This window comes from Streptomyces sp. 71268 (genome assembly GCF_029392895.1).
Lineage (GTDB): Bacteria > Actinomycetota > Actinomycetes > Streptomycetales > Streptomycetaceae > Streptomyces.
In genome coordinates this window covers 4,714,762-4,731,654 of record NZ_CP114200.1, presented here as the reverse complement: position 1 = coordinate 4,731,654, position 16,893 = coordinate 4,714,762, and the positions used below count along the sequence as shown (strand labels likewise).

Genomic DNA, 16,893 nt, shown 5'->3' with positions numbered 1-16,893 from the left:
TCTCTCTTTCACGGATTCGCGGACCGCCTGGCGCGCGCGGCGTCCACGGAGTCGGGTCGGTCGGCGTCGTCGGGCTGCCCGGCGTCGGGTCGTACGGAGTCGGGTGGTGTGGCCTCCGGTCCGGCCGCGGCGGGCGGGTCGGGCTCGGGGGTACGGCGGCGCCTGCTTCGGGGGGTGGCTTCCGGGGCCGGCTCCGCCGCCGCGCCCGCCTCGGTGAGCGAGGCCGCCGCGGCCGCGACGGCCTCGGGGGTCAGGCGGTAGACGAACGGCGCGACCTCGAAGAACTTCATCGCCTTGCCGTCCTCCGACAGCTCCAGCGAGCCGACCACCAGTCCCGCGGCCTCCAGCCGCTGGAGGTGCATGTGCAGCAGCGGGCGGCTGATGCCGAGGTCCCGGGCCAGCCGGCTGACGTAGTTCCGGCCGCCGGTGAGCGCCTGGATGATCCGCATGCGGTGCGGATTGCCGAGCGCGCCGAGGATCTTCAGCAGTTCGTCTCCGGTCGGGACTGGGGCCGAGCCCATCTCGAACCTCTCTTGCTGTGTTGTGTTCTTACACTGACACCCCGGCCAAACACCTGTCAAAGGAAACTGACACATGCCGGGGTGACCTAGGGACATCTGGGGGTCGTCTCAGGGTTTCCCCCGATGGTCCCGCCTCCCGCGCCCGCGCCCGCAGGCATGACCAGGCAGGAACCGACATGACCTGGCAGGTAATCGACGGGGCGGCGGCCAGCCGGCAGGCTCTGCCGTATGACGACGAAGACGAACACCGCGAACCACGCCGCCAGCACCGACGCCATCCCCACCAGCGCCGACGCCTCCCCCGCCAGCACCGCTGCCCCCGCCAGCACCGGTACCGCTCCCGCCAGCGCGCCCGCCGCCGCCGAAAGGGCCGCGGAGACGGAGCGGACGCGGGCCGTCGTGGCGGAGTACCTGCGCCGGGTGGCCGACCCCGAGCAGGGGCCGGAGGAGATCGCCGCCACGTACGCGGAGGAGGTGGACTGGCAGATCGCCCCGAACCCGGCCGTGCCGTGGATTCGGCCGCGTTCCACGCGCGCCGACGTCGTCGGGCACTGGGTCGAGTTGGCGGCGCACACGGTGCCGGAGGCGGGCGGCGCGACGATCGACGCGTTCCTGGTCGACGGCGCGGACGCGGTCCTCACCGGCCACCTGCACGGCACGGTGCGGGCCACCGGGAAGTCGTTCCACTCGCCGTTCGCGCTGCGGCTGACCGTCGCGAACGGGGAGATCGTCCGGCACCACATCTACGAGGACAGCCTGGGCATCGCCGCCGCGTGCACCCCGGACCGGGCCGAGCCCACCGCGTAGCGGCACCGCCACGACCGACGGCGCGACCGACAGTGCGACCGACGGCGCGACAGCACCGCGCGCCTTGGGGGCGGCGCCGGCGCGCTCAGCGGCGCTTGCGCTTCTTGGCGCGCGCCGCGGGGTTTCCCGTACGGGTGGCGCGCAGCCGCTCGTGCCGGATCTTGGCCGCCTCGTACTCGGCCCGGTACCGCTTCTCGCGCGGGGCCTCGACCAGGCTGCGGCAGAAGTAGGCGAGCAGCACGCCCACGAAGCCGATGAGCTTGATGCTGCGCATCGACTTCTCGCTGGCCGCCTCGTCGCCGCGCTCGGCACGGTCCCGCCGGCCGCCGCGCCGGCCGTCGCCCGAGCCCAGCTCCTCCATCGTGCGGCCGAAGGCGAGCGCGCTACAGATCGCGAGGGCCACGATGACCATGAGGTTGACCAGGCCGCCGGCGTCCGAGATGGCCACCCCCTGGTACGCGAAGACCAGCAGGAACGTGCCCACGGCGGCGGCCAGCAGGGTGCCGAGCGAGAAGCCGACGCGGCGCAGCGCGTACCCGCCGTCGTGGTGCACCCAGGTGGTGCCGAAGAACCAGATCGAGTCCGGCTCGGGCCCCGCGTCGGCGCCCGCCGCGGCCTGCACGCCTTTCTCGCCGGGGGCTTCGGCGCCCGTGTCGGGCTGCTGCTCATCGCTCATACCGCCGATTATCGCGGGTTGGCGGGTTCGGTCACTCAGTGGCCTCGCGCGACGTCTAGGCTTTTTGCTCAAACGCGCGTGCGAGGAGGTGGGGCGGTGTCGCTGGGCGTCGGTGATCCGGAGGCGGTCGGGGAGTACCGGCTGCTCGACCGTCTCGGCTCCGGCGGCATGGGCGTCGTCTACCTGGCCCGCGCCGCCTCCGGCCGGCAGGTCGCCGTCAAGGTGGTGCACTCCCAGTTCGCCGAGGACGAGGAGTTCCGCGACCGGTTCCGACAGGAGGTCGCGGCGGTCCGGCGGGTGAGCGGGGCGTACACGGTGCCGGTGGTGGACGCCGACCCGGACGCCGAGCGGCCCTGGATGGCGACGCTGTACGTGCCGGGCCGCACCCTCGCCGAGGAGCTGACCGAGCGGGGGCCGCTGGGCGCGGCGAGACTGCGGCGGCTCGCGCTCGGGCTCGCGGGGGCGCTGGGCGACATCCACCGGGTGGGCGTGGTGCACCGCGACCTCAAGCCGGCCAACGTGCTGATGGCCAAGGACGGGCCGCGCGTCATCGACTTCGGCGTCTCGCGCGCGGCCGACGACCAGGCGCTGACGGTGACCGGGCGGGTGCTCGGCACGCCGCCGTTCATGTCGCCCGAGCAGTTGAACCGGCCGCGCGAGGTGACGGCGGCCTCCGACGTGTTCTCGCTCGGCGCGCTGCTGGCGTTCGCGGCGACGGGGTACGGGCCGTTCGACGCGGACAGCCCGTACCTGACGGCCTACCGGGTCGTGCACGAGCCGCCCACGCTGGACGCGCTGGCGCGACCGCTGCGCGACGTGGTGGAGCGCTGCCTGGCCAAGGACCCGGTCCGGCGGCCCGGACTCCCGGAGCTGGTGGAGGCGTTCACGGAGCTGCCCACCCGAGGCCCGGTGCGCGTCCCCGCGCGCGGCGCGGCGGGTGGTGCGGCGGTAGGCGGTACGGCGAGCCGGGCGGCGGGGGGGCGCGGTGGCGGACGGCGCGTCGCCGCGCGGCGGTGGGGCGGTCGGGGCGGCAGGCAGCGCGGACCGGACGGTCGGCACGGGCCGGGCCGGCAGCGAGGGGGCGGCGGGTGGCGCGGCCGGGGGCGCGGAGGCGGGTGGCGGTGCCGGGCGCGCCGGTGGGCTGTTGCGTTGGCCCCGGGGGCGCTGGCCACGGCGGGTCCTCGGGTCCCTCGCGTCGCTGACGGCGCTGGGCCTCGGCTGCGGGGCGTTCCTGCTGTTCGGGCCCGACGACGGCGTGCGCACCAGCGGCCCGGTGGGCCGTGGGGTGCGGGCCGCGGCGCTGCCGGACGGCTGGCGGCCGTGGGAGGTGGCGCTGCACCCGAGCGGGGTCACGCCGAAGGCGGGCCCGGCCGGCTCCGCCGGGCTCGGCGAGGTCTTCGACCCCCAGTGCGTCGCGCGCGGGACCCGGCTGTTCTGCGGCGGCATGGGCTTCCCCACGGTCCGGCTCGACGCCCGCTCGGGGCGGCTCGACTGGCGCACCGACGCGCTGAGCGACCCGGCGGAGATGGCGAGCGGCAGTCAGCCGATCGGCGTGCGCGGCGGGCTGGTCTTGGTGCACGACTCGCCGAGCGAGGGGAGCACGCGGCTGGTCGCGCTCGACGCGGAGAGCGGCGCGGAGGTGTGGTCGCGGGAGGTGAGCGACTCCGCCGAGGCGGCGATAGCCGGCGACCTCGTGCTCGACAGCGCCCCGGGGGACGGCGCCATCACCGCCCGCCACACGGCCACCGGCGAGGTGCGCTGGTCCTACCCCGTACCGCCCGGGCAGGAGTGCTCGCCGGCCGGGCACGCGGGTCTGCCGTACGCGTTGTGCTGGGCGGAGGACGGAGAGAGCGACACGACGCTGGTGCGCCGGCTGGACCGGGCGAGCGGGGCGCCCACCGAACTCGCCCGCCTGCGCAACGTGGACGAACCGCTCGGCACCGACGGCCGCGACCTGCTGTTCCTGCGCTACCAGGAGCGCGACGGCGCCCCGTACCAGAGCCTGGTGCGACTCGACGCGGTCACCGGGAAGCCGCGCGAGGTGCGGATGCCGCGCCTGGCGCTGGGGCACGGTTCGCTCGCCGGCGGACGGCTGTTCTTCGTGCAGAGCAGCGGCCGGGTCACGGCGGTCGACCCGCGCAGCGGCCGGACGCTGTGGAGCAGCATGTCGGACGTGGAGCGGCTGGGCCTGCCTTCGGTGTCGACCCGCGAGCACACGGTCTACCTGTGCAACGGCAGCGGTCGCGTCCTCGCGCTCGACCTGCGCGACGGCGGCGAGCGCTGGCAGACCGGGCCGCGCAGCGCCGACAGCGGCTTCGGCATGTCGATGGAGACCAGCGCGGTGTTGCGGGTGGACGGGGCGCTGGTGGCCTCGGCCTCGGACGGCACGCTGTTCTCGGTCGACCCCAACTCCCCTGACCCGGGCCGCTGACGCGCTCTCACGGCGCGGACACGGGCCCGGCCCGAGCCGCCAACGGCGCGGCGCCCGCCGCCGCGTGCGGGCGGTGGCGGGCGCCTGGCTGGTGTTCCCGCGTACGGCCGGCCGACCCGGGTCGGCTGGTCCGTCTGCTCTGGGGTCAGCCGCAGGACGGAGCGACGTACCCGTCGCTGCCGGTGCGCACGTACGCGTCCGAGACGTACTCGCCCGGCGCGATGCTGTCCCAGATGCTGGACGTGCCGTACGGGCCGTTGACGGACTGGCCCCGGCGCTGGCAGCGGATGCGGACCCGCGCGTCGTAGGCCAGCACCCGTACCACCGGGCTGGTGGTGGTCGGGCCGCTGCGGACGTTGACCCGGTAGCCGGGCGCGACCGGGTACGTGGCCTCACCGGCGGCGACGACCCCGCCGGCCGCGCCACCGCCGCCGACGGTCGCGGCCGCCGTCGCCACCCCCGCGGCCTCGTGCCGCGACGCGTCGTTCTCTTCCGTGGCCATATGGCCCCTCCCCCGTTGAGCGATTTGTACTGAGACATGCTGAGACATGCGCAGGTTAGCTTGCCTCAACTGTCCCGTACGCGCTATCGACTAAGCTCCGTGAGCCGCATGTGCGGACGAATTCACGGGGGTGGGGGGAATGCCGCCGCTGCGTAGCGCGGGGACAGGCCCGGAAGCGGAAGGTCCGCAATATGCGGGGCAGTACCGACTGGAGGCACGACTTGGCTCCGGCGGCATGGGCGTGGTGCATCTGGCCAGGTCACCGTCGGGAATGCGGCTTGCCGTAAAGGTCGTACACACAGAATTCGCCGCCGACCCGGAATTTCGGGCGCGATTTCGCCAAGAAGTCATGGCGGCACGGAGAGTGAGCGGCGCTTTTACGGCCCCCGTGGTGGACGCCGACCCTAATGCCGAACGGCCGTGGATGGCCACGCTGTACATTCCCGGGCCCACCCTCGCCGAGCACGTGAAGCGGAATGGGCCGCTGGCCCCGGACGAGGTGCGCCGTCTCGCGGCCGGGCTCGCGGAGGCGCTGCGCGACATCCACCGGGCCGGCGTGGTCCACCGCGACCTGAAGCCCAGCAACGTGCTGCTGGCCGCCGACGGGCCACGGGTGATCGACTTCGGCATCTCGCGGCCGTCCGACAGCGATCTGCGCACCGAGACGGGCAAGTTGATCGGGACGCCGCCGTTCATGGCGCCGGAGCAGTTCCAGCGCCCGCGCGAAGTGGGGCCCGCGGCCGACGTGTTCACCCTCGGCTCGGTCCTGGTGCACGCGGCGACCGGGCGCGGCCCGTTCAGCTCCGAGAGCCCGTACATCGTGGCCTACCAGGTCGTGCACGACGAGGCCGACCTGGACGGGGTCTCCCCCGACCTGCTGCCGCTGATCCGCAGTTGCCTGGCCAAGAACCCGGCGGACCGGCCGACGCCCGACGGGCTCATGTCGGCGCTGCGCGCGGGCGGGCACGGCCCGTTCGTGCCGCTGTCCACGCCGCGCGCGGCGCAGCCGCCGGGAGCGCCGCGGGTCCCCTTCCAGCGGGCGCCCAGCTCGTTGGAGCGCGACATCGCGGCGGCGGGCGCGGACGCGTTGCGGCTCGCCGCCGGGGGGTGAGGGCGGGGGCGGGGGCGTTGAGGTCGACGCCGCCGACCCGGGGTCGGCCCCGGGCCCGAGCGGGGCCGGGGCGGAGCAGGACACGCACATCAGGGCCGCCTCGCCCGGCGCGGACGGACGCGCCCACCCGGCCGAGGCCGGTGGCCCCGAGGCCACCGACGAGGGCGAGCACGGCGCGGGCCCCATGTTCATCGACGCGTGGCCGGTGGCCGGCGGGTCGGAGGCCGTGGGACCGGAGGCCGGCGTCCCGGAAGCGGGCCAGCGGGAGGGCGAGCGGGGGCCGGGCGCGGCGCGGGGTGGCGAACGCGCGGCCCCGGGCCGAGCCCACGCGGCGCGCCGGCCCGGCGTGCTCGGCCGGCTCGCCCGCACCGGCCGCCCGACCCGGTGGGTGGCCGCGGCGGTGGCGCTGCTCGTGGTGCTCGGCGCGGGCACGGTGTGGACGCTGCGCCAGGTCGACGACTTCGGTTCGACCTCCGACCCCGACCGGCGGGCCGCCGCCGGCAGCACCTGGCGGCCGTGGCGGATCACGCTGCGCGACGCGGCGGGGCTGCCCGCGCCGCAGGGCGACGACGCGCGCATGGCGTACTGCGCCTACGGCAAGGGCGCGCTGTACTGCGCGCAGCGGGGCATCGCGGCGGCCCGGGTCGAGTTGGGCCGTGGCCGGGTGACGTGGTCGACGGCCGGTCCCGGCGCCGGCGCGGCGGACGGGCCGGACCGTACGAGCGACGCCACCCTCAAGGACGCCGACGCCCCCGCGACGGAGGGCCCCGGCCAGGGCGGGGACCAGGAGGGCGTGCCGTCGGCGCCGGTGTTCGCGGCTGGCCTGGTGCAGACGCTCTCCCCGGACGGCACCCGGCTGACGGCCCGCGACCCGGCGAGCAAGCGGCAGCGGTGGACGCGCGAGGTCTCCGCGTACGGCGGCCGGGTCTACCGCGCAGGCGACTCGGTGCTCCTGGTGGCCGCCGACGGCACGGTCACCTCCATCGACGCGGCCACCAACCGCCAACGCTGGAGCCACCGCGTGGCCAGCCACGAACTGCCGGTCTTCACCGCGTTCGGTGCCGGCGGACGCGGCTTGGCGTACGCGGTCAGCACCGCCCCGGACGGTGCGCGCACCCGGGTCAGCGCGGTCGATCCGGCCACCGGGGACGTGCGCTGGACCCGCACGCTGACCGGCAACCTCACCCCGGTCGGCGAGGGCGCGAACGGCGTGGTGCGGTTCGCGGCCAGCGACATCGAGTCGCGCACCACGGCGGTCGTACGCTACGACCCGGCGCGCCTCGACGAGCGACGGGTGCCGCTGACGGCCCCCCTGCACGCGGCGAGCGTGGTGGCCAGCGACGAGGTGGTCTACCTGCTCGGCTACGACGGCGGGTTGGTCGCCGTGGACACCCGTCCCGGCGCGCCGAAGGCCCAGCCGTGGCGACTTGAGACCTCCGTCAGCAACGCGTCGCCACTGGTCGCCGCCGGCGACCGGCTCTACTTCTCGGCGGCCGACGGTCGCCTGTTCGCGGTGGACGGCGTACGCGGCGAGCTGCTGGGCCAGACCCCGCCACGCCCCGGCCGCGCCAAGAGCGGCTACCTGGACCGCATGCCCACGCCGGTCGCCGCGGAGGGCAAGGTCTTCGCGGCGGCACCGGACGGCTCGGTCTTCGCGGTGGACGACCGGGTTCCGTCGCGGTGGTGAGGGCGCGGGGCCTTGCGGCCCAGCGCCCGGTTACCGGTTCAGCCGGGGTCAGCGCGGTCGACGGTTACCGGTCACCGGTTGCCGGTTGCCGGTTGCCGGTTGCCGGCTGAGCCGGGTCAGCGCGCGGTCGAAGACCCGCGACCAGCCCTGGTCCGCGCGGGCCAGCACGACGACGGCGAGCAGGCGCAGGGCGGGGGCCACGGCCCGCAGGGTGGGCACCCAGTCGGTGCCCCGCGGGCCGTGGCCCGCACCACGCGGGTGCGTGTCGGCGGCGCTCGTGGCGGGGTCGCTGGTCTCGGCGTGGCGAGCGGGGTCACTGGTCTCGATGAGGTCGACGGAGCCGGCGGGGTCACTGGTCTCGGTGAGGTCAGTGGTGGCGGAGGTGACCAGCGTGAACCGGGCGTGCCCGGTCGCGTCCCGGTGCTCCGCCATCCAGGCGTCCACGGCGTACGGCGTGCGCGCCGGGCGCGCGGCGGCGGCGCACGGGCCCTGACCGTCGCCGAGGCAGTGGGCGGCGTACCGGGTGCTCGGGCCGTACGCGGTCCAGTGCGGCGGCGGTACGAGGGCTCCGCTCATCTGGTTCATCTTGTTCGCCTTGTCCTTCTTGTTCGTCTGACTCATCTCGTTCATCGCGGCTGGGACTCCTTGCGTGCGAGGCGGGAGAGTGCGGCGCGGAGCGCGTCGACGGTGGAGGGGTTCGTGTTCTCGGCGTGGGCCCAGCGCCGGTGGTGGGTGGCGGGGCGGCAACGGCAGGCCGCCAACTCGGCCGCCAATGAGGGCACTTCGGCGTGGCCCACCCACCCCCCATCCACCACGAGGATCAGCCGCACGGGGCTCCCCGGGGTGGTGCGCTGCCGGTGGGCGTCCCCCGGATTGGCCGGCCGCCAGACCAGCAACTCCACGCGAGCGCGCGCACGTCGGTCAGGCCCAGCCCGCAGTCCACGGGCGCCTTGCCGTTGGTCGTCATGATCCCGGCGTCCACGCATCCGTCCACCCAACAGAAACTGCCGGGCCCGACGAGCGCGTCGAGGGTGACCTGTACGCGTTCGGGGTTGGGCACGGGCCGACCCTGGTCCGGCGGCTCCCGGTCGAACAAGCTGGCCTCGTAGGCGTACTGGAACTCCGCGTCCGTGACGGCCTCCCACCCACAGGCGGGGTCGGACAGGCGAGCGTCGGCGAGGAAGAACCGGAGTACGACCCCGGCGACGGTCCGCACGGTGTGCTGGCCGGTCAACACACGTGCGCGCGAGGCGGGCCGCTCGCGGCGGGGCGGCCGACTGCTATCCGCCGGCGGTACGTCGCGCGGACGCTGGGCCCGGCGCTGCGGCTGGCTCGGCGGCGGGGCGGTGAGTTGGGCGTCGGCGGGGGGCCGGCGTTCGGGGTGGGTCATTGGTGATGCTCCCATCCCGTGCGGGGGTACCCGGAGCGAAGGGTTGAGCAGGGGGACACGGCTGTCTGCCTCCATCAGGTGGTCCGCCTCAGGACGCGATGCGCGCCTGTGCTCTAGGCAACTGACCGACTACAGACAGCGGTACCGTGCTCTGCACGGCCAGCTTGAAGACCTTTAAGTGGATCACCACAGGGGGCTGATGCCAGTGGGCACACCCAAGCCGAACGCGTCCCTCGCCCGGCTCTACCGCGAGACCGGTTGGACGCTGCGCCAGTTCGCGCAGCACGTGAATCGCCTGGGAACCGAGCGGGGCACTCCGCTGCGCTACCGCGAACCCTCAGTTCATCAGTGGCTCAACGGCACCTTGCCGAAGGAGGAAGTGCGCTCCCTGATCCTGGAGGCCCTTTCTCGAAAGCTCCACCGACCCGTCACCCGGCGCGACGCGGGATTTCCGGCCCCGGCAGAGCCGGGCATGGGAACAGGCACCGTCGAGGGGCTTGTCGACCTCGGCCGACAGGACTTTGACCCGTCCCGGCGCAGTGTCATAGGGGCGAGTCTTTTCTCGGTAGCCGTCACCGTGCCCAACTGGCAGGACGTGGTGGCTCGCATGGAAGCGGCCCACACCGGCCAGCTACGAACCCTAGGGATGTCCGACGTCAACACCGTCGTGGCCATGACGGAACGCCTTTCGGAACTGGACGATCAGTTCGGCGGGCGTCACGCCCGCCCCATGGCCGCCGCGTTCCTGGTCAACACCGTCGCCCCCTATCTCAGGGCCGACGCCCCGGCGGCTGTTCGCAAGGCGATGATGTCGGCCGCGTCCGACCTCTGCTACCTCACGGGCTATATGGCCGTGGACGAGGGACTTGAGGGGCTCGCGCAGCGGTACTACGTCAAGGCCCTGGAGTTGGCGGGTGCGGCCGAGGACTATCTGACGTACTGCACCACGCTGCGGGGAATGAGCGTCCAGGCGGTGGACCTCGGGCACGGCCGAGAGGCGTTGCGGCTCGCCGATGCCGCCGCGGCCGCGTCGCCGCAGGCCGGGCCACGGATGCGAGCCTTCCTCGCCGGCCAACAGGCACACGCGGCAGCCCAGACGGGCGATCGGGCGCGCGCCCTGCACCATCTCAAAGAGGCCGAATCGGCCATGGAGAAGGCCGAGAGCCGCGAGAAGGCATTCGGTTCCTATGACCCCGCGTCACTGCACTATCACATCAGCCATGTCAGCCATGAGTTAGGCGACTTCTCCGAAGCCGTCAAAGCCATGCGGACTTCGGACAGGCTGAGTGATGAGGTCTATCGGCGATCCCGGGTCAAGGAACGGGCCACTCTCGCCGAGTTCCAGCTCAAACTGGGGCACCTGGAGGCCGCGTGCGCGACATGGTCGGAAGCTCTGGACGAGTACCCACTCGTCCAGAGTGGGCGCGTGGACCGCCGTATGCAGACCATGCTGGCCGCAATCCGCCCCCACCTGAAAAACCCCGTCGCGCGGGCGCTGAATGAACGCGCACGAACGATGATTCCCAACGCGGCTGCTTAGCCACCGAGTTACCAAACGCGTCATCCAACCTGTCGCGGGTCCACGCTCAACCGAAAGATGCTCCGCAAGCGGCGAACACCACATACCGAGAGCGAGGTACGAACGATGACCCACACCGGAGATGACAGGTGGGTGAGTTCGACACACAGCACGGCGAACGGGCAGTGCGTTCAGTGGGCTCCAGCACGCGCAGCCGCCACCCGCACCGTCCCGGTCCGGGACTCCAAGGATCCCCAGGGCCCCACCCTCGCCTTCGAGGCGGCAGCGTGGGTGTCGTTCATCGACGCGATCAAGGCAGGCGATTTCGACGCCTAGTCGCGCACACCCAAGCCCCCTGTAGCGCCCACACCGTGCGCGGCGGGGGGCCTTGTCTGCCAGGGAGCCTGCGGCCCACCCCTCATGGCGCCGGCCGTTCACGTCAAGCGCACGCCAACGCTCTGGGTGACCATTCGGCTACGGAGCCGGTACCGTGCTGTGCGCGACGGCATCGTCGCCGAGTTGCCCGGCATCGCACATCGCCGTACGTCGCCGTACGTCGGTACAGGTGCTCAGCGACACCGCCAGGGAGTGCAGCAATGCCACGTGCGCAGAAGACCTTCAGCGAGATCGCCGACCACTACCGGGAGCGAATCCTCTCCGGTGCCCTGGAGCCCGGCTCCAGGCTGCCGTCGAGCGAGGAGCTGTGCGGGACGTGGGGCGTCACGACGGCCACCATCGGCCAAGCGCTCCAGGCCCTGGCCGTCGAGCGCTACGTCCGCACGACGCCACGGGGAACCTTCGTCGCCGACGAACCTCACTGGGCGCTGACACCCCGGGACCGCCTGGCCCGAGTCCAGCAAGCAGGCACCTTCCTGGCAGCGGGCGAAACGAGCATCGTCCTGGCAGCGGAGCTGGTCCGCTCACCGCTCTACGTCGCCGAACTCTTCGACCTCGATGAGGGTGCCCAGGTGGTACGCCGCGAGTGGGTCGCCGGACGCGGGTCCACGCGTACCGCGTACGCCGTGACCTGGTACCCCGCCGCCTTCCTCGCGGTGGCCCCCGAACTACTCAACACCGCTCCGGGGCGGAACCACACCATCACCAACAAGGTGCTGGAAGCCACGAAGCGCACCATCACCCACGCCCGCGACGACATGCACGCCCGGAACGCGAACGCCCGCGAGGCCAATCACCTTGGCGTGCCGGTGGGTTCGACCATCATGGCCGGTGCTCACCGTTGGTCCGACGAGGAAGGCGTGATCGAGTACGGCGAGTGGTGCCTGCCGAAGCTGTTCACGATCGGCTACGAGTACCGGCCGACCCCCTGAGGCGACCCCGCTTGCACGGTGACGGAGACTCGGGCCGTACACCGCTCATCGTGGCCACGCGGAGGCTGTTCGTCGGCGAGCATGTGGTCGAGCATGGAAAGCAGGTCGTCATTCGGCAGCAGGCGCACGCTCGTTCAGGGCAGATGCTCGGGAGAACAACCAGGCGCGGGAAGAGAGGCACGCATGGATGCCGGTGGGGTCGTCGGCTGGGTGAAATCCTCGTACAGCGGCGTCGAGAACGCCTGCGTGGAATGGTCGCCGGACCACTTCGCGTCCTACGGCACCGTTCCGCTCCGGGACTCCAAGGACCCGGGCGGGCCTGCCCTCGCCTTCGACGCGGCGGCATGGACGTCGTTCATCAACGGGATCAAGGCCGGCGACTTCGACGCCTAGCCTGAACAGACCAGCCCTCGTCCGGGCACAAGTCCGCGCGCGAGGGCCCTCGTGGAACGGCGCGCGTCCTGCCCCAGGGCGGCAGCCCTACCCCTCCATCGCCGTCACCTCCTCAACCCACCGCAGACACCCCGCCGCCCCCGCCTCCACGCGGACGGCCACCAACTCCGGGCTCTGCCACGGGTGGGCGGCGAGGAGGTGGCGCTCCAGTTCGGGGTAGCGCGCGTTGGTGGTCTTCAGCAGCAACTGCCACTCCTCCCCCTCACCGAACTCACCGTCATGCCAGAACACGGACGTGGCGGGGACGACCTGAGCACCGGCTGCCAGGCGGGCCCGAACCGCTGACCGGGCCAGCGCGAGGGCCTGCTCGCGAGTGGGGGTTGCCGTGGACACCTGGAGGACGTTGGTCGTCATGCGGCCGAGCCTAGGTCGACGCCACCCACCGCCCCCACCTCGGCCGATCGGACCAGCGCGCACACCGAGGGCCATCCCCCCGAAGGCACCCGCCCGCCCCACCTCACGCCTCCGCCCCACCCTCCGGTTCCGACCGGGCCGCAAGGCCGGTCCGGTCCGTGCGGAGGGGGCGGGAGGTCAGGCCCAGGAGGCCGGTGCCGACGAGCAGGGTCGCGCACGCGGCCGTGATGACGGTCGGGCCTTCGAGGTCGGCGAGGGTGCCGAGCAGGTTGTTCATGAGGAGCAGGGCGAGGCTCTGGACGAGTACGAGCACGGCCTGCACCCGGGACAGGTGGCTGTCCGGCGTCGCGGTGAGGATCAGCGGCGCGATGTGCGCCGAGAACACCCCGTTGCCGACGCCTATGACCACGGCGGCGGCCGTCGCCGTCGCCACGTCGGGCGCGAGGGCGAGGGCCAGTACGCCCAGACCGGCGGCCATCAGTCCGCCCGCTGACAGGAGGCCGGGCCGGCCCAGCGGGCCGCGCCGTACGACCACCGCGGTGACGGCCACCATGCCGATCCCCTGCGCTCCGATGACCAACCCCGCCGCGCCCGCGCCCCACTCCTCCTGGCGGGCGAGCAGGGGAAGGAGGAGGGGGACGACGGGCAGCAGGAGGCCGGCGGCGGCGCCGGTGAGGCACAGGCCGGGACGGAGTACGGGGTGGGAGAAGGACACCCGCACGCCGTCCACGGCGTCCTTGAGGAGGCTGGACGGCTCGGTGGCTGAAACGTGGTGCCGCGGGCGGACGACGACGAGGACGGCCAGGGTGAGGGCGAAGGTCACGGCGTTGACCAGGGCGGCGCCGGCCAGTCCGGCGAGGCCGACGAGTACGCCGCCGAGTGGGCCGCCGCCCATGTTGACGACCTGGCCGCCGATCTGGCGGAGGGACAGGGCCCGAGGGAGCTGTTCCTTCTCCACCAGGCGCCGTGGCATGGAACCGGAGGCCGGTAGGTAGAAGGCGTCGACGACGCCGACGGCTATGCCCGCCGTGATGAGCAGGGCGGGCGGGGCGCCCAGGTGGTAGGCGACCGCGGCCAGGACGAGGGAGAAGGCCAGCATGGCCGCGTCCCCCGTGATCAGGACGCGGCGCGCGCTGACGCGGTCGCTGACCGCGCCCCCGATGAGCAGCAGGAGGACGCGGGGCAGCGTGATGGCGCTCAGGGTCAGGCCGGCGACCATGCCGCCGTGTTCGCTGGCGGCCCAGCCGAGGGCGAAGCAGAAGACCGAGTTGCCCGCCAGGGACACCAGGATTCCGGCCAGCCACAGCAGGTACGACCGGGGCAGCCGGCCGGGCTCCCGCGCCGCGTCGGCGAGTTGGTCCCCAGCGGCGTCGGGGGGTGGGGCGGCGGGGCGCGCCAGTTTCTCGTCAGGTGCTGACACCGAGCACCCCCGGTTTCGTCCTGCTGGGGAGAGAGATCACAGAGCGCACCGTCTCAGACGGCACTGACAACGGGGGTCTTCCGGCCGCCACCCCGGGGCCTCCGAAGCCTTCGCCCCGAAGCCTTCGCCCCGGGCGTACGTCAGGCCCGCCGCCCGGCCTCCCCCGCGCCCCCTCCCTGGCGAAGGCTCAGCTACGCGCGGCTGTCCCGCCGGCGCCCTCAGCCCCGCCGTCACCCCGGCCCCCGCCGTCGCGCAGCGCCGCCGCCGTCAGCGTCAGGTGGCGGGCCAGCACCTCGGCCGCCGTGTCCGCGTCGCGGGCCAGCGCAGCCTCCTCCAGTTGGCGGTGTTCGCCGATGCCGTCGCGGGTCGGGTCGCGGTGGGCCGACCAACGGCGGGCGAGTTCGCTCGCGGTCCACATGCGGTCGAAGGTCTCCAGGAGGACGGGGTTGCCGCAGCCCTCCAGGAGGGTGCGGTGGAAGAGGCGGTGGGCCTCGGCCCAGGCCGCGGTGTAGAACTCGCCCTCTCCCGGCGCGTACACCGGGGTGCGAGCCAGGCGGTGGTGGGCGGCGCGGACCCGGGCCTCCCAGTCCACGTCACCGCGCTCGACGGACATGCGCAGCACGACGGGTTCGACGGTCCGGCGGGCCTCCGCGAGCTGCTGCCAGCGGCGGTCCGAGAAGGCGGGGACGGCGAAGCCGCGGTTGGGCAGCCGGTCGGCCAGCCCCTCGCCCACCACCCGGACCAGCGCCTCGCGCACGACGGCCAGGCTCACGCCCTGCTCCTTGGCCAGGTCCTGCGGCTTGAGGGCGTCGCCGGGGGCGTACCGCCCGCGCATGATCGCGTCCCGCAGGTGGGCGTAGACCTGCTCGGAGAGCATCTGCTTCCCGGACGGGGCGGGGGTGGGGGCCGGATGCGTCATGGGGGCAGCTTAGACGATTCCAGCGATAATCGATTATTGCTGTTATGGTCGATCACGTTGCCGGATGTGCCCGAAGCCGCCCCCGTGACGCCGGCGCGCGTTCGCGGAGTACGTACCGACCGCGCCCCCGCCGACCACCGGCCACCGGCCACCGGCCACCGGCACGCTCCACGCGACCCACACGACCCAGCAGAGCCCAGCCCGACCCAGGAAAGCCGGGCCCAGTCCGGCCCCGAAAGGAGCGCCCCGTGCGCGCCCACACCTCCCCCACCCGCCTCCCCGAGCCGGCACCCACCGCCGGCTTCACCCTCACCAGCAGCACCGTGAGCGACGGCGCCCCCTGGCCGCCCGAGCAGTACTCCGGGATCTTCGGCGTGCCCGGCGGCGGGGACGTCTCCCCGCAGTTGTCCTGGCGCGGCGCGCCGGAGGGGACCCGGAGCTACGCCGTCACCGTGTACGACCCCGACGCCCCCACCGGGTCCGGGTTCTGGCACTGGGCGGTGGCCGACATTCCCGCCGATGTCACCGAGTTGCCCGAGGGCGCCGGCGACGCGGCGGGCTCGGGCCTTCCCGCCGGCGCCTTCCAGCTCCCCAACGACGCCCGCGCGGCCCGCTTCGTCGGCGCCGCCCCGCCGGCCGGGCACGGCGCGCACCGGTACGTCATCACGGTGCACGCCCTCGATGTCGCCTCCGTCGGTGTCGCGGCCGACGCGACGCCGGCCGCGCTCGGCTTCGCCATGGCCGGCCACACCCTCGGCCGCGCGACCCTGACCGCCACCGGCTACACGCCGGGCGCGCCCAGCGGCCCCGAACGGGTCGAGGTCTCCCGGCTCGTCCCCGCCCCCGCCTCCGCCGTCTTCGCGGTGCTGGCCGATCCGGCGGGCCATGTGGACATCGATGCCTCGGGCATGTTGCTGGGCGCCGATGGCGGGCCGGTCACGGCGGCCGGCGACCGGTTCACGGTGCACATGGACCGGGAGGCGCTCGGGGACCGGCCGCTGGGCAGGTACGACGTCGAGGTGGTCATCACCCGGTTCGCGCCGGATGTGGAGATCGCCTGGACCGTCGAGGGCCGGCGCGTCCGGCCGCACGTGGGGCACGTCTACGGCTACCGGCTGGCCCCGGCCGACGGCGGCACCCTCGTCACCTCGTACCACGACTGGTCCGAGGTCGCCGAGGAGTGGCGGCGGCGCCTCGTCTTCCCCGTGGTCCCGGAGTCGGCCCTGCGGGCCACCCTCGGCATCCTGGAGCGTACGGTCCGACGACGGAGCACCGGCGCCTGACCGTACGCCCCAACCCCCCTACTCAGTCTCGCTGTTGACGTTCCCCCGACTCCCCGGGCCGGCCGCCGGGCGCGAGTGGCTCAGTACCTCGCGTTGAGGAAGAGGGCGAAGAACATCACGGCCGTGAGCGTCCCGACGCCGACCCAGCCGAGCACGAGGCCGGCGGTGGCCATGCCCCCGCCGCCCTCGCCCCGCTCCCGGATCTGGTTGCGGGCCACGTAGCCGAAGATCAGCGCGAGGATGCTGCCGATCCAGTAGAGCCACAGGATGCCCAGCACCATGGACGCGACGGCTAAGCCGTTGGTCCGTTGGGGCACCACGTAGTACGGGGGGTGGCCGGGCCATCCCGTGGGCGGTTGCCCCGGTTGCCCCGGTGGCGTCGGGGTGGTCTGCGGGTTGGTCTGGTAGGGGTTCGGGCCGCCCTGGTACGGGTTCGGGCCGGGTGGTGTCGTCATGGTGGACCTCCTCAGTGGCGCGAGCGTAGCCGGACGC

General features: G+C 73.7%; 17 protein-coding genes and 3 pseudogenes. 11 read left to right on the top strand and 9 right to left on the bottom strand.

Annotated elements, in window-relative coordinates:
• Positions 1–8: 8 nt before the first annotated feature.
• Positions 9–521: a winged helix-turn-helix domain-containing protein gene (locus OYE22_RS18515; RefSeq protein ID WP_277321447.1), complete on the bottom strand. Its 513-nt coding sequence runs from the start codon at positions 519–521 to the stop codon at positions 9–11.
• 228 nt (positions 522–749) lie between these two features.
• Between OYE22_RS18515 and OYE22_RS18510 the strand changes: the two genes are divergently transcribed.
• Positions 750–1,328 (top strand): nuclear transport factor 2 family protein, encoded by a 579-nt coding sequence (locus tag OYE22_RS18510; RefSeq protein WP_348652221.1) that lies wholly within the window; start codon positions 750–752, stop codon positions 1,326–1,328.
• A gap of 85 nt (positions 1,329–1,413) precedes the next feature.
• Here OYE22_RS18510 and OYE22_RS18505 read toward each other — a convergent pair whose 3' ends face one another.
• Entirely contained in the window at positions 1,414–2,004 is a 591-nt protein-coding gene (locus tag OYE22_RS18505) for a hypothetical protein (protein ID WP_277321446.1), read from the bottom strand.
• A 96-nt stretch (positions 2,005–2,100) separates the two neighbouring features.
• Here OYE22_RS18505 and OYE22_RS18500 point away from each other — a divergent pair.
• Together OYE22_RS18500 and OYE22_RS18495 are read left to right on the top strand one after the other, a co-directional pair.
• A pseudogene (locus OYE22_RS18500) lies at positions 2,101–2,877 on the top strand (serine/threonine-protein kinase); the annotation flags it as partial.
• 112 nt (positions 2,878–2,989) lie between these two features.
• On the top strand, positions 2,990–4,435 hold the full coding sequence (locus OYE22_RS18495) for a PQQ-binding-like beta-propeller repeat protein (protein WP_277321445.1): 1,446 nt from the start codon (positions 2,990–2,992) through the stop codon (positions 4,433–4,435).
• 145 nt (positions 4,436–4,580) lie between these two features.
• On the opposite strand, the gene OYE22_RS18490 is transcribed toward OYE22_RS18495, so the two are convergent.
• A complete protein-coding gene (locus tag OYE22_RS18490; protein ID WP_277321444.1) occupies positions 4,581–4,937 on the bottom strand; it encodes an SH3 domain-containing protein in 357 nt (118 codons plus the stop codon).
• Positions 4,938–5,076: 139 nt separating this feature from the next.
• Between OYE22_RS18490 and OYE22_RS18485 the strand changes: the two are divergent.
• Positions 5,077–5,892: pseudogene (locus tag OYE22_RS18485) on the top strand (serine/threonine-protein kinase); the annotation flags it as partial.
• 340 nt (positions 5,893–6,232) lie between these two features.
• Positions 6,233–7,735 carry a PQQ-binding-like beta-propeller repeat protein gene (locus OYE22_RS18480; RefSeq protein ID WP_277321443.1) on the top strand — a complete coding sequence of 501 codons (1,503 nt, stop codon included), beginning with the start codon at positions 6,233–6,235 and terminating at the stop codon, positions 7,733–7,735.
• A gap of 48 nt (positions 7,736–7,783) precedes the next feature.
• Here the strand turns inward: OYE22_RS18480 and OYE22_RS18475 are convergent, their stop codons facing one another.
• Both OYE22_RS18475 and OYE22_RS18470 read right to left on the bottom strand, forming a co-directional pair.
• Complete coding sequence (locus OYE22_RS18475) at positions 7,784–8,365, bottom strand: hypothetical protein (RefSeq protein ID WP_277321442.1); 582 nt, start codon at positions 8,363–8,365, stop codon at positions 7,784–7,786.
• Between the two features lie 190 nt (positions 8,366–8,555).
• Complete coding sequence (locus tag OYE22_RS18470) at positions 8,556–9,125, bottom strand: hypothetical protein (RefSeq protein ID WP_277321441.1); 570 nt, start codon at positions 9,123–9,125, stop codon at positions 8,556–8,558.
• 205 nt (positions 9,126–9,330) lie between these two features.
• Here OYE22_RS18470 and OYE22_RS18465 point away from each other — a divergent pair, with 205 nt between their 5' ends.
• From OYE22_RS18465 to OYE22_RS18450, 4 genes are all read left to right on the top strand, one after another.
• Positions 9,331–10,665, top strand: a complete 1,335-nt coding sequence (locus OYE22_RS18465; RefSeq protein WP_277321440.1) for a tetratricopeptide repeat protein — start codon at positions 9,331–9,333, stop codon at positions 10,663–10,665.
• Positions 10,666–10,722: 57 nt separating this feature from the next.
• Positions 10,723–10,980 carry a DUF397 domain-containing protein gene (locus OYE22_RS18460; protein ID WP_348652220.1) on the top strand — a complete coding sequence of 86 codons (258 nt, stop codon included), beginning with the start codon at positions 10,723–10,725 and terminating at the stop codon, positions 10,978–10,980.
• Between the two features lie 260 nt (positions 10,981–11,240).
• The gene (locus tag OYE22_RS18455) at positions 11,241–11,972 is read left to right on the top strand and encodes a GntR family transcriptional regulator (protein ID WP_277321438.1); all 732 of its coding nucleotides are present in this window, start codon (positions 11,241–11,243) and stop codon (positions 11,970–11,972) included.
• A 183-nt stretch (positions 11,973–12,155) separates the two neighbouring features.
• Positions 12,156–12,365, top strand: a complete 210-nt coding sequence (locus OYE22_RS18450; protein ID WP_277321437.1) for a DUF397 domain-containing protein — start codon at positions 12,156–12,158, stop codon at positions 12,363–12,365.
• 87 nt (positions 12,366–12,452) lie between these two features.
• Here OYE22_RS18450 and cutA read toward each other — a convergent pair whose 3' ends face one another.
• The 3 genes from cutA to OYE22_RS18435 all read right to left on the bottom strand — a co-directional run bounded on the left by cutA (position 12,453) and on the right by OYE22_RS18435 (position 15,118).
• Positions 12,453–12,779: a divalent-cation tolerance protein CutA gene (cutA, locus tag OYE22_RS18445; RefSeq protein ID WP_277321436.1), complete on the bottom strand. Its 327-nt coding sequence runs from the start codon at positions 12,777–12,779 to the stop codon at positions 12,453–12,455.
• A gap of 103 nt (positions 12,780–12,882) precedes the next feature.
• Positions 12,883–14,199: an MFS transporter gene (locus OYE22_RS18440; protein WP_277321435.1), complete on the bottom strand. Its 1,317-nt coding sequence runs from the start codon at positions 14,197–14,199 to the stop codon at positions 12,883–12,885.
• Positions 14,200–14,386: 187 nt separating this feature from the next.
• On the bottom strand, positions 14,387–15,118 hold the full coding sequence (locus OYE22_RS18435) for a GntR family transcriptional regulator (RefSeq protein ID WP_277321434.1): 732 nt from the start codon (positions 15,116–15,118) through the stop codon (positions 14,387–14,389).
• A gap of 248 nt (positions 15,119–15,366) precedes the next feature.
• Here OYE22_RS18435 and OYE22_RS18430 point away from each other — a divergent pair.
• Both OYE22_RS18430 and OYE22_RS33445 read left to right on the top strand, forming a co-directional pair.
• A pseudogene (locus tag OYE22_RS18430) lies at positions 15,367–15,909 on the top strand (YbhB/YbcL family Raf kinase inhibitor-like protein); the annotation flags it as partial.
• A complete protein-coding gene (locus OYE22_RS33445; RefSeq protein ID WP_348652273.1) occupies positions 15,886–16,401 on the top strand; it encodes an SRPBCC family protein in 516 nt (171 codons plus the stop codon). The pseudogene OYE22_RS18430 and the gene OYE22_RS33445, both read left to right, overlap by 24 nt.
• 80 nt (positions 16,402–16,481) lie before the next feature.
• On the opposite strand, the gene OYE22_RS18425 is transcribed toward OYE22_RS33445, so the two are convergent.
• Positions 16,482–16,856: a DUF4190 domain-containing protein gene (locus OYE22_RS18425; protein WP_277321433.1), complete on the bottom strand. Its 375-nt coding sequence runs from the start codon at positions 16,854–16,856 to the stop codon at positions 16,482–16,484.
• Positions 16,857–16,893: the final 37 nt, after the last annotated feature.

What these genes read in the sequence shown, in the direction of transcription:
- OYE22_RS18515 (WP_277321447.1), bottom strand. Translation starts at nt 521, where the DNA reads ATGGGCTCGGCCCCAGTCCCGACCGGAGACGAACTGCTGAAGATCCTC.
- OYE22_RS18510 (WP_348652221.1), top strand. Translation starts at nt 750, where the DNA reads ATGACGACGAAGACGAACACCGCGAACCACGCCGCCAGCACCGACGCC.
- OYE22_RS18505 (WP_277321446.1), bottom strand. Translation starts at nt 2,004, where the DNA reads ATGAGCGATGAGCAGCAGCCCGACACGGGCGCCGAAGCCCCCGGCGAG.
- OYE22_RS18490 (WP_277321444.1), bottom strand. Translation starts at nt 4,937, where the DNA reads ATGGCCACGGAAGAGAACGACGCGTCGCGGCACGAGGCCGCGGGGGTG.
- OYE22_RS18480 (WP_277321443.1), top strand. Translation starts at nt 6,233, where the DNA reads ATGTTCATCGACGCGTGGCCGGTGGCCGGCGGGTCGGAGGCCGTGGGA.
- OYE22_RS18475 (WP_277321442.1), bottom strand. Translation starts at nt 8,365, where the DNA reads ATGAACGAGATGAGTCAGACGAACAAGAAGGACAAGGCGAACAAGATG.
- OYE22_RS18470 (WP_277321441.1), bottom strand. Translation starts at nt 9,125, where the DNA reads ATGACCCACCCCGAACGCCGGCCCCCCGCCGACGCCCAACTCACCGCC.
- OYE22_RS18460 (WP_348652220.1), top strand. Translation starts at nt 10,723, where the DNA reads ATGCTCCGCAAGCGGCGAACACCACATACCGAGAGCGAGGTACGAACG.
- OYE22_RS18455 (WP_277321438.1), top strand. Translation starts at nt 11,241, where the DNA reads ATGCCACGTGCGCAGAAGACCTTCAGCGAGATCGCCGACCACTACCGG.
- OYE22_RS18450 (WP_277321437.1), top strand. Translation starts at nt 12,156, where the DNA reads ATGGATGCCGGTGGGGTCGTCGGCTGGGTGAAATCCTCGTACAGCGGC.
- cutA (WP_277321436.1), bottom strand. Translation starts at nt 12,779, where the DNA reads ATGACGACCAACGTCCTCCAGGTGTCCACGGCAACCCCCACTCGCGAG.
- OYE22_RS18435 (WP_277321434.1), bottom strand. Translation starts at nt 15,118, where the DNA reads ATGACGCATCCGGCCCCCACCCCCGCCCCGTCCGGGAAGCAGATGCTC.
- OYE22_RS18425 (WP_277321433.1), bottom strand. Translation starts at nt 16,856, where the DNA reads ATGACGACACCACCCGGCCCGAACCCGTACCAGGGCGGCCCGAACCCC.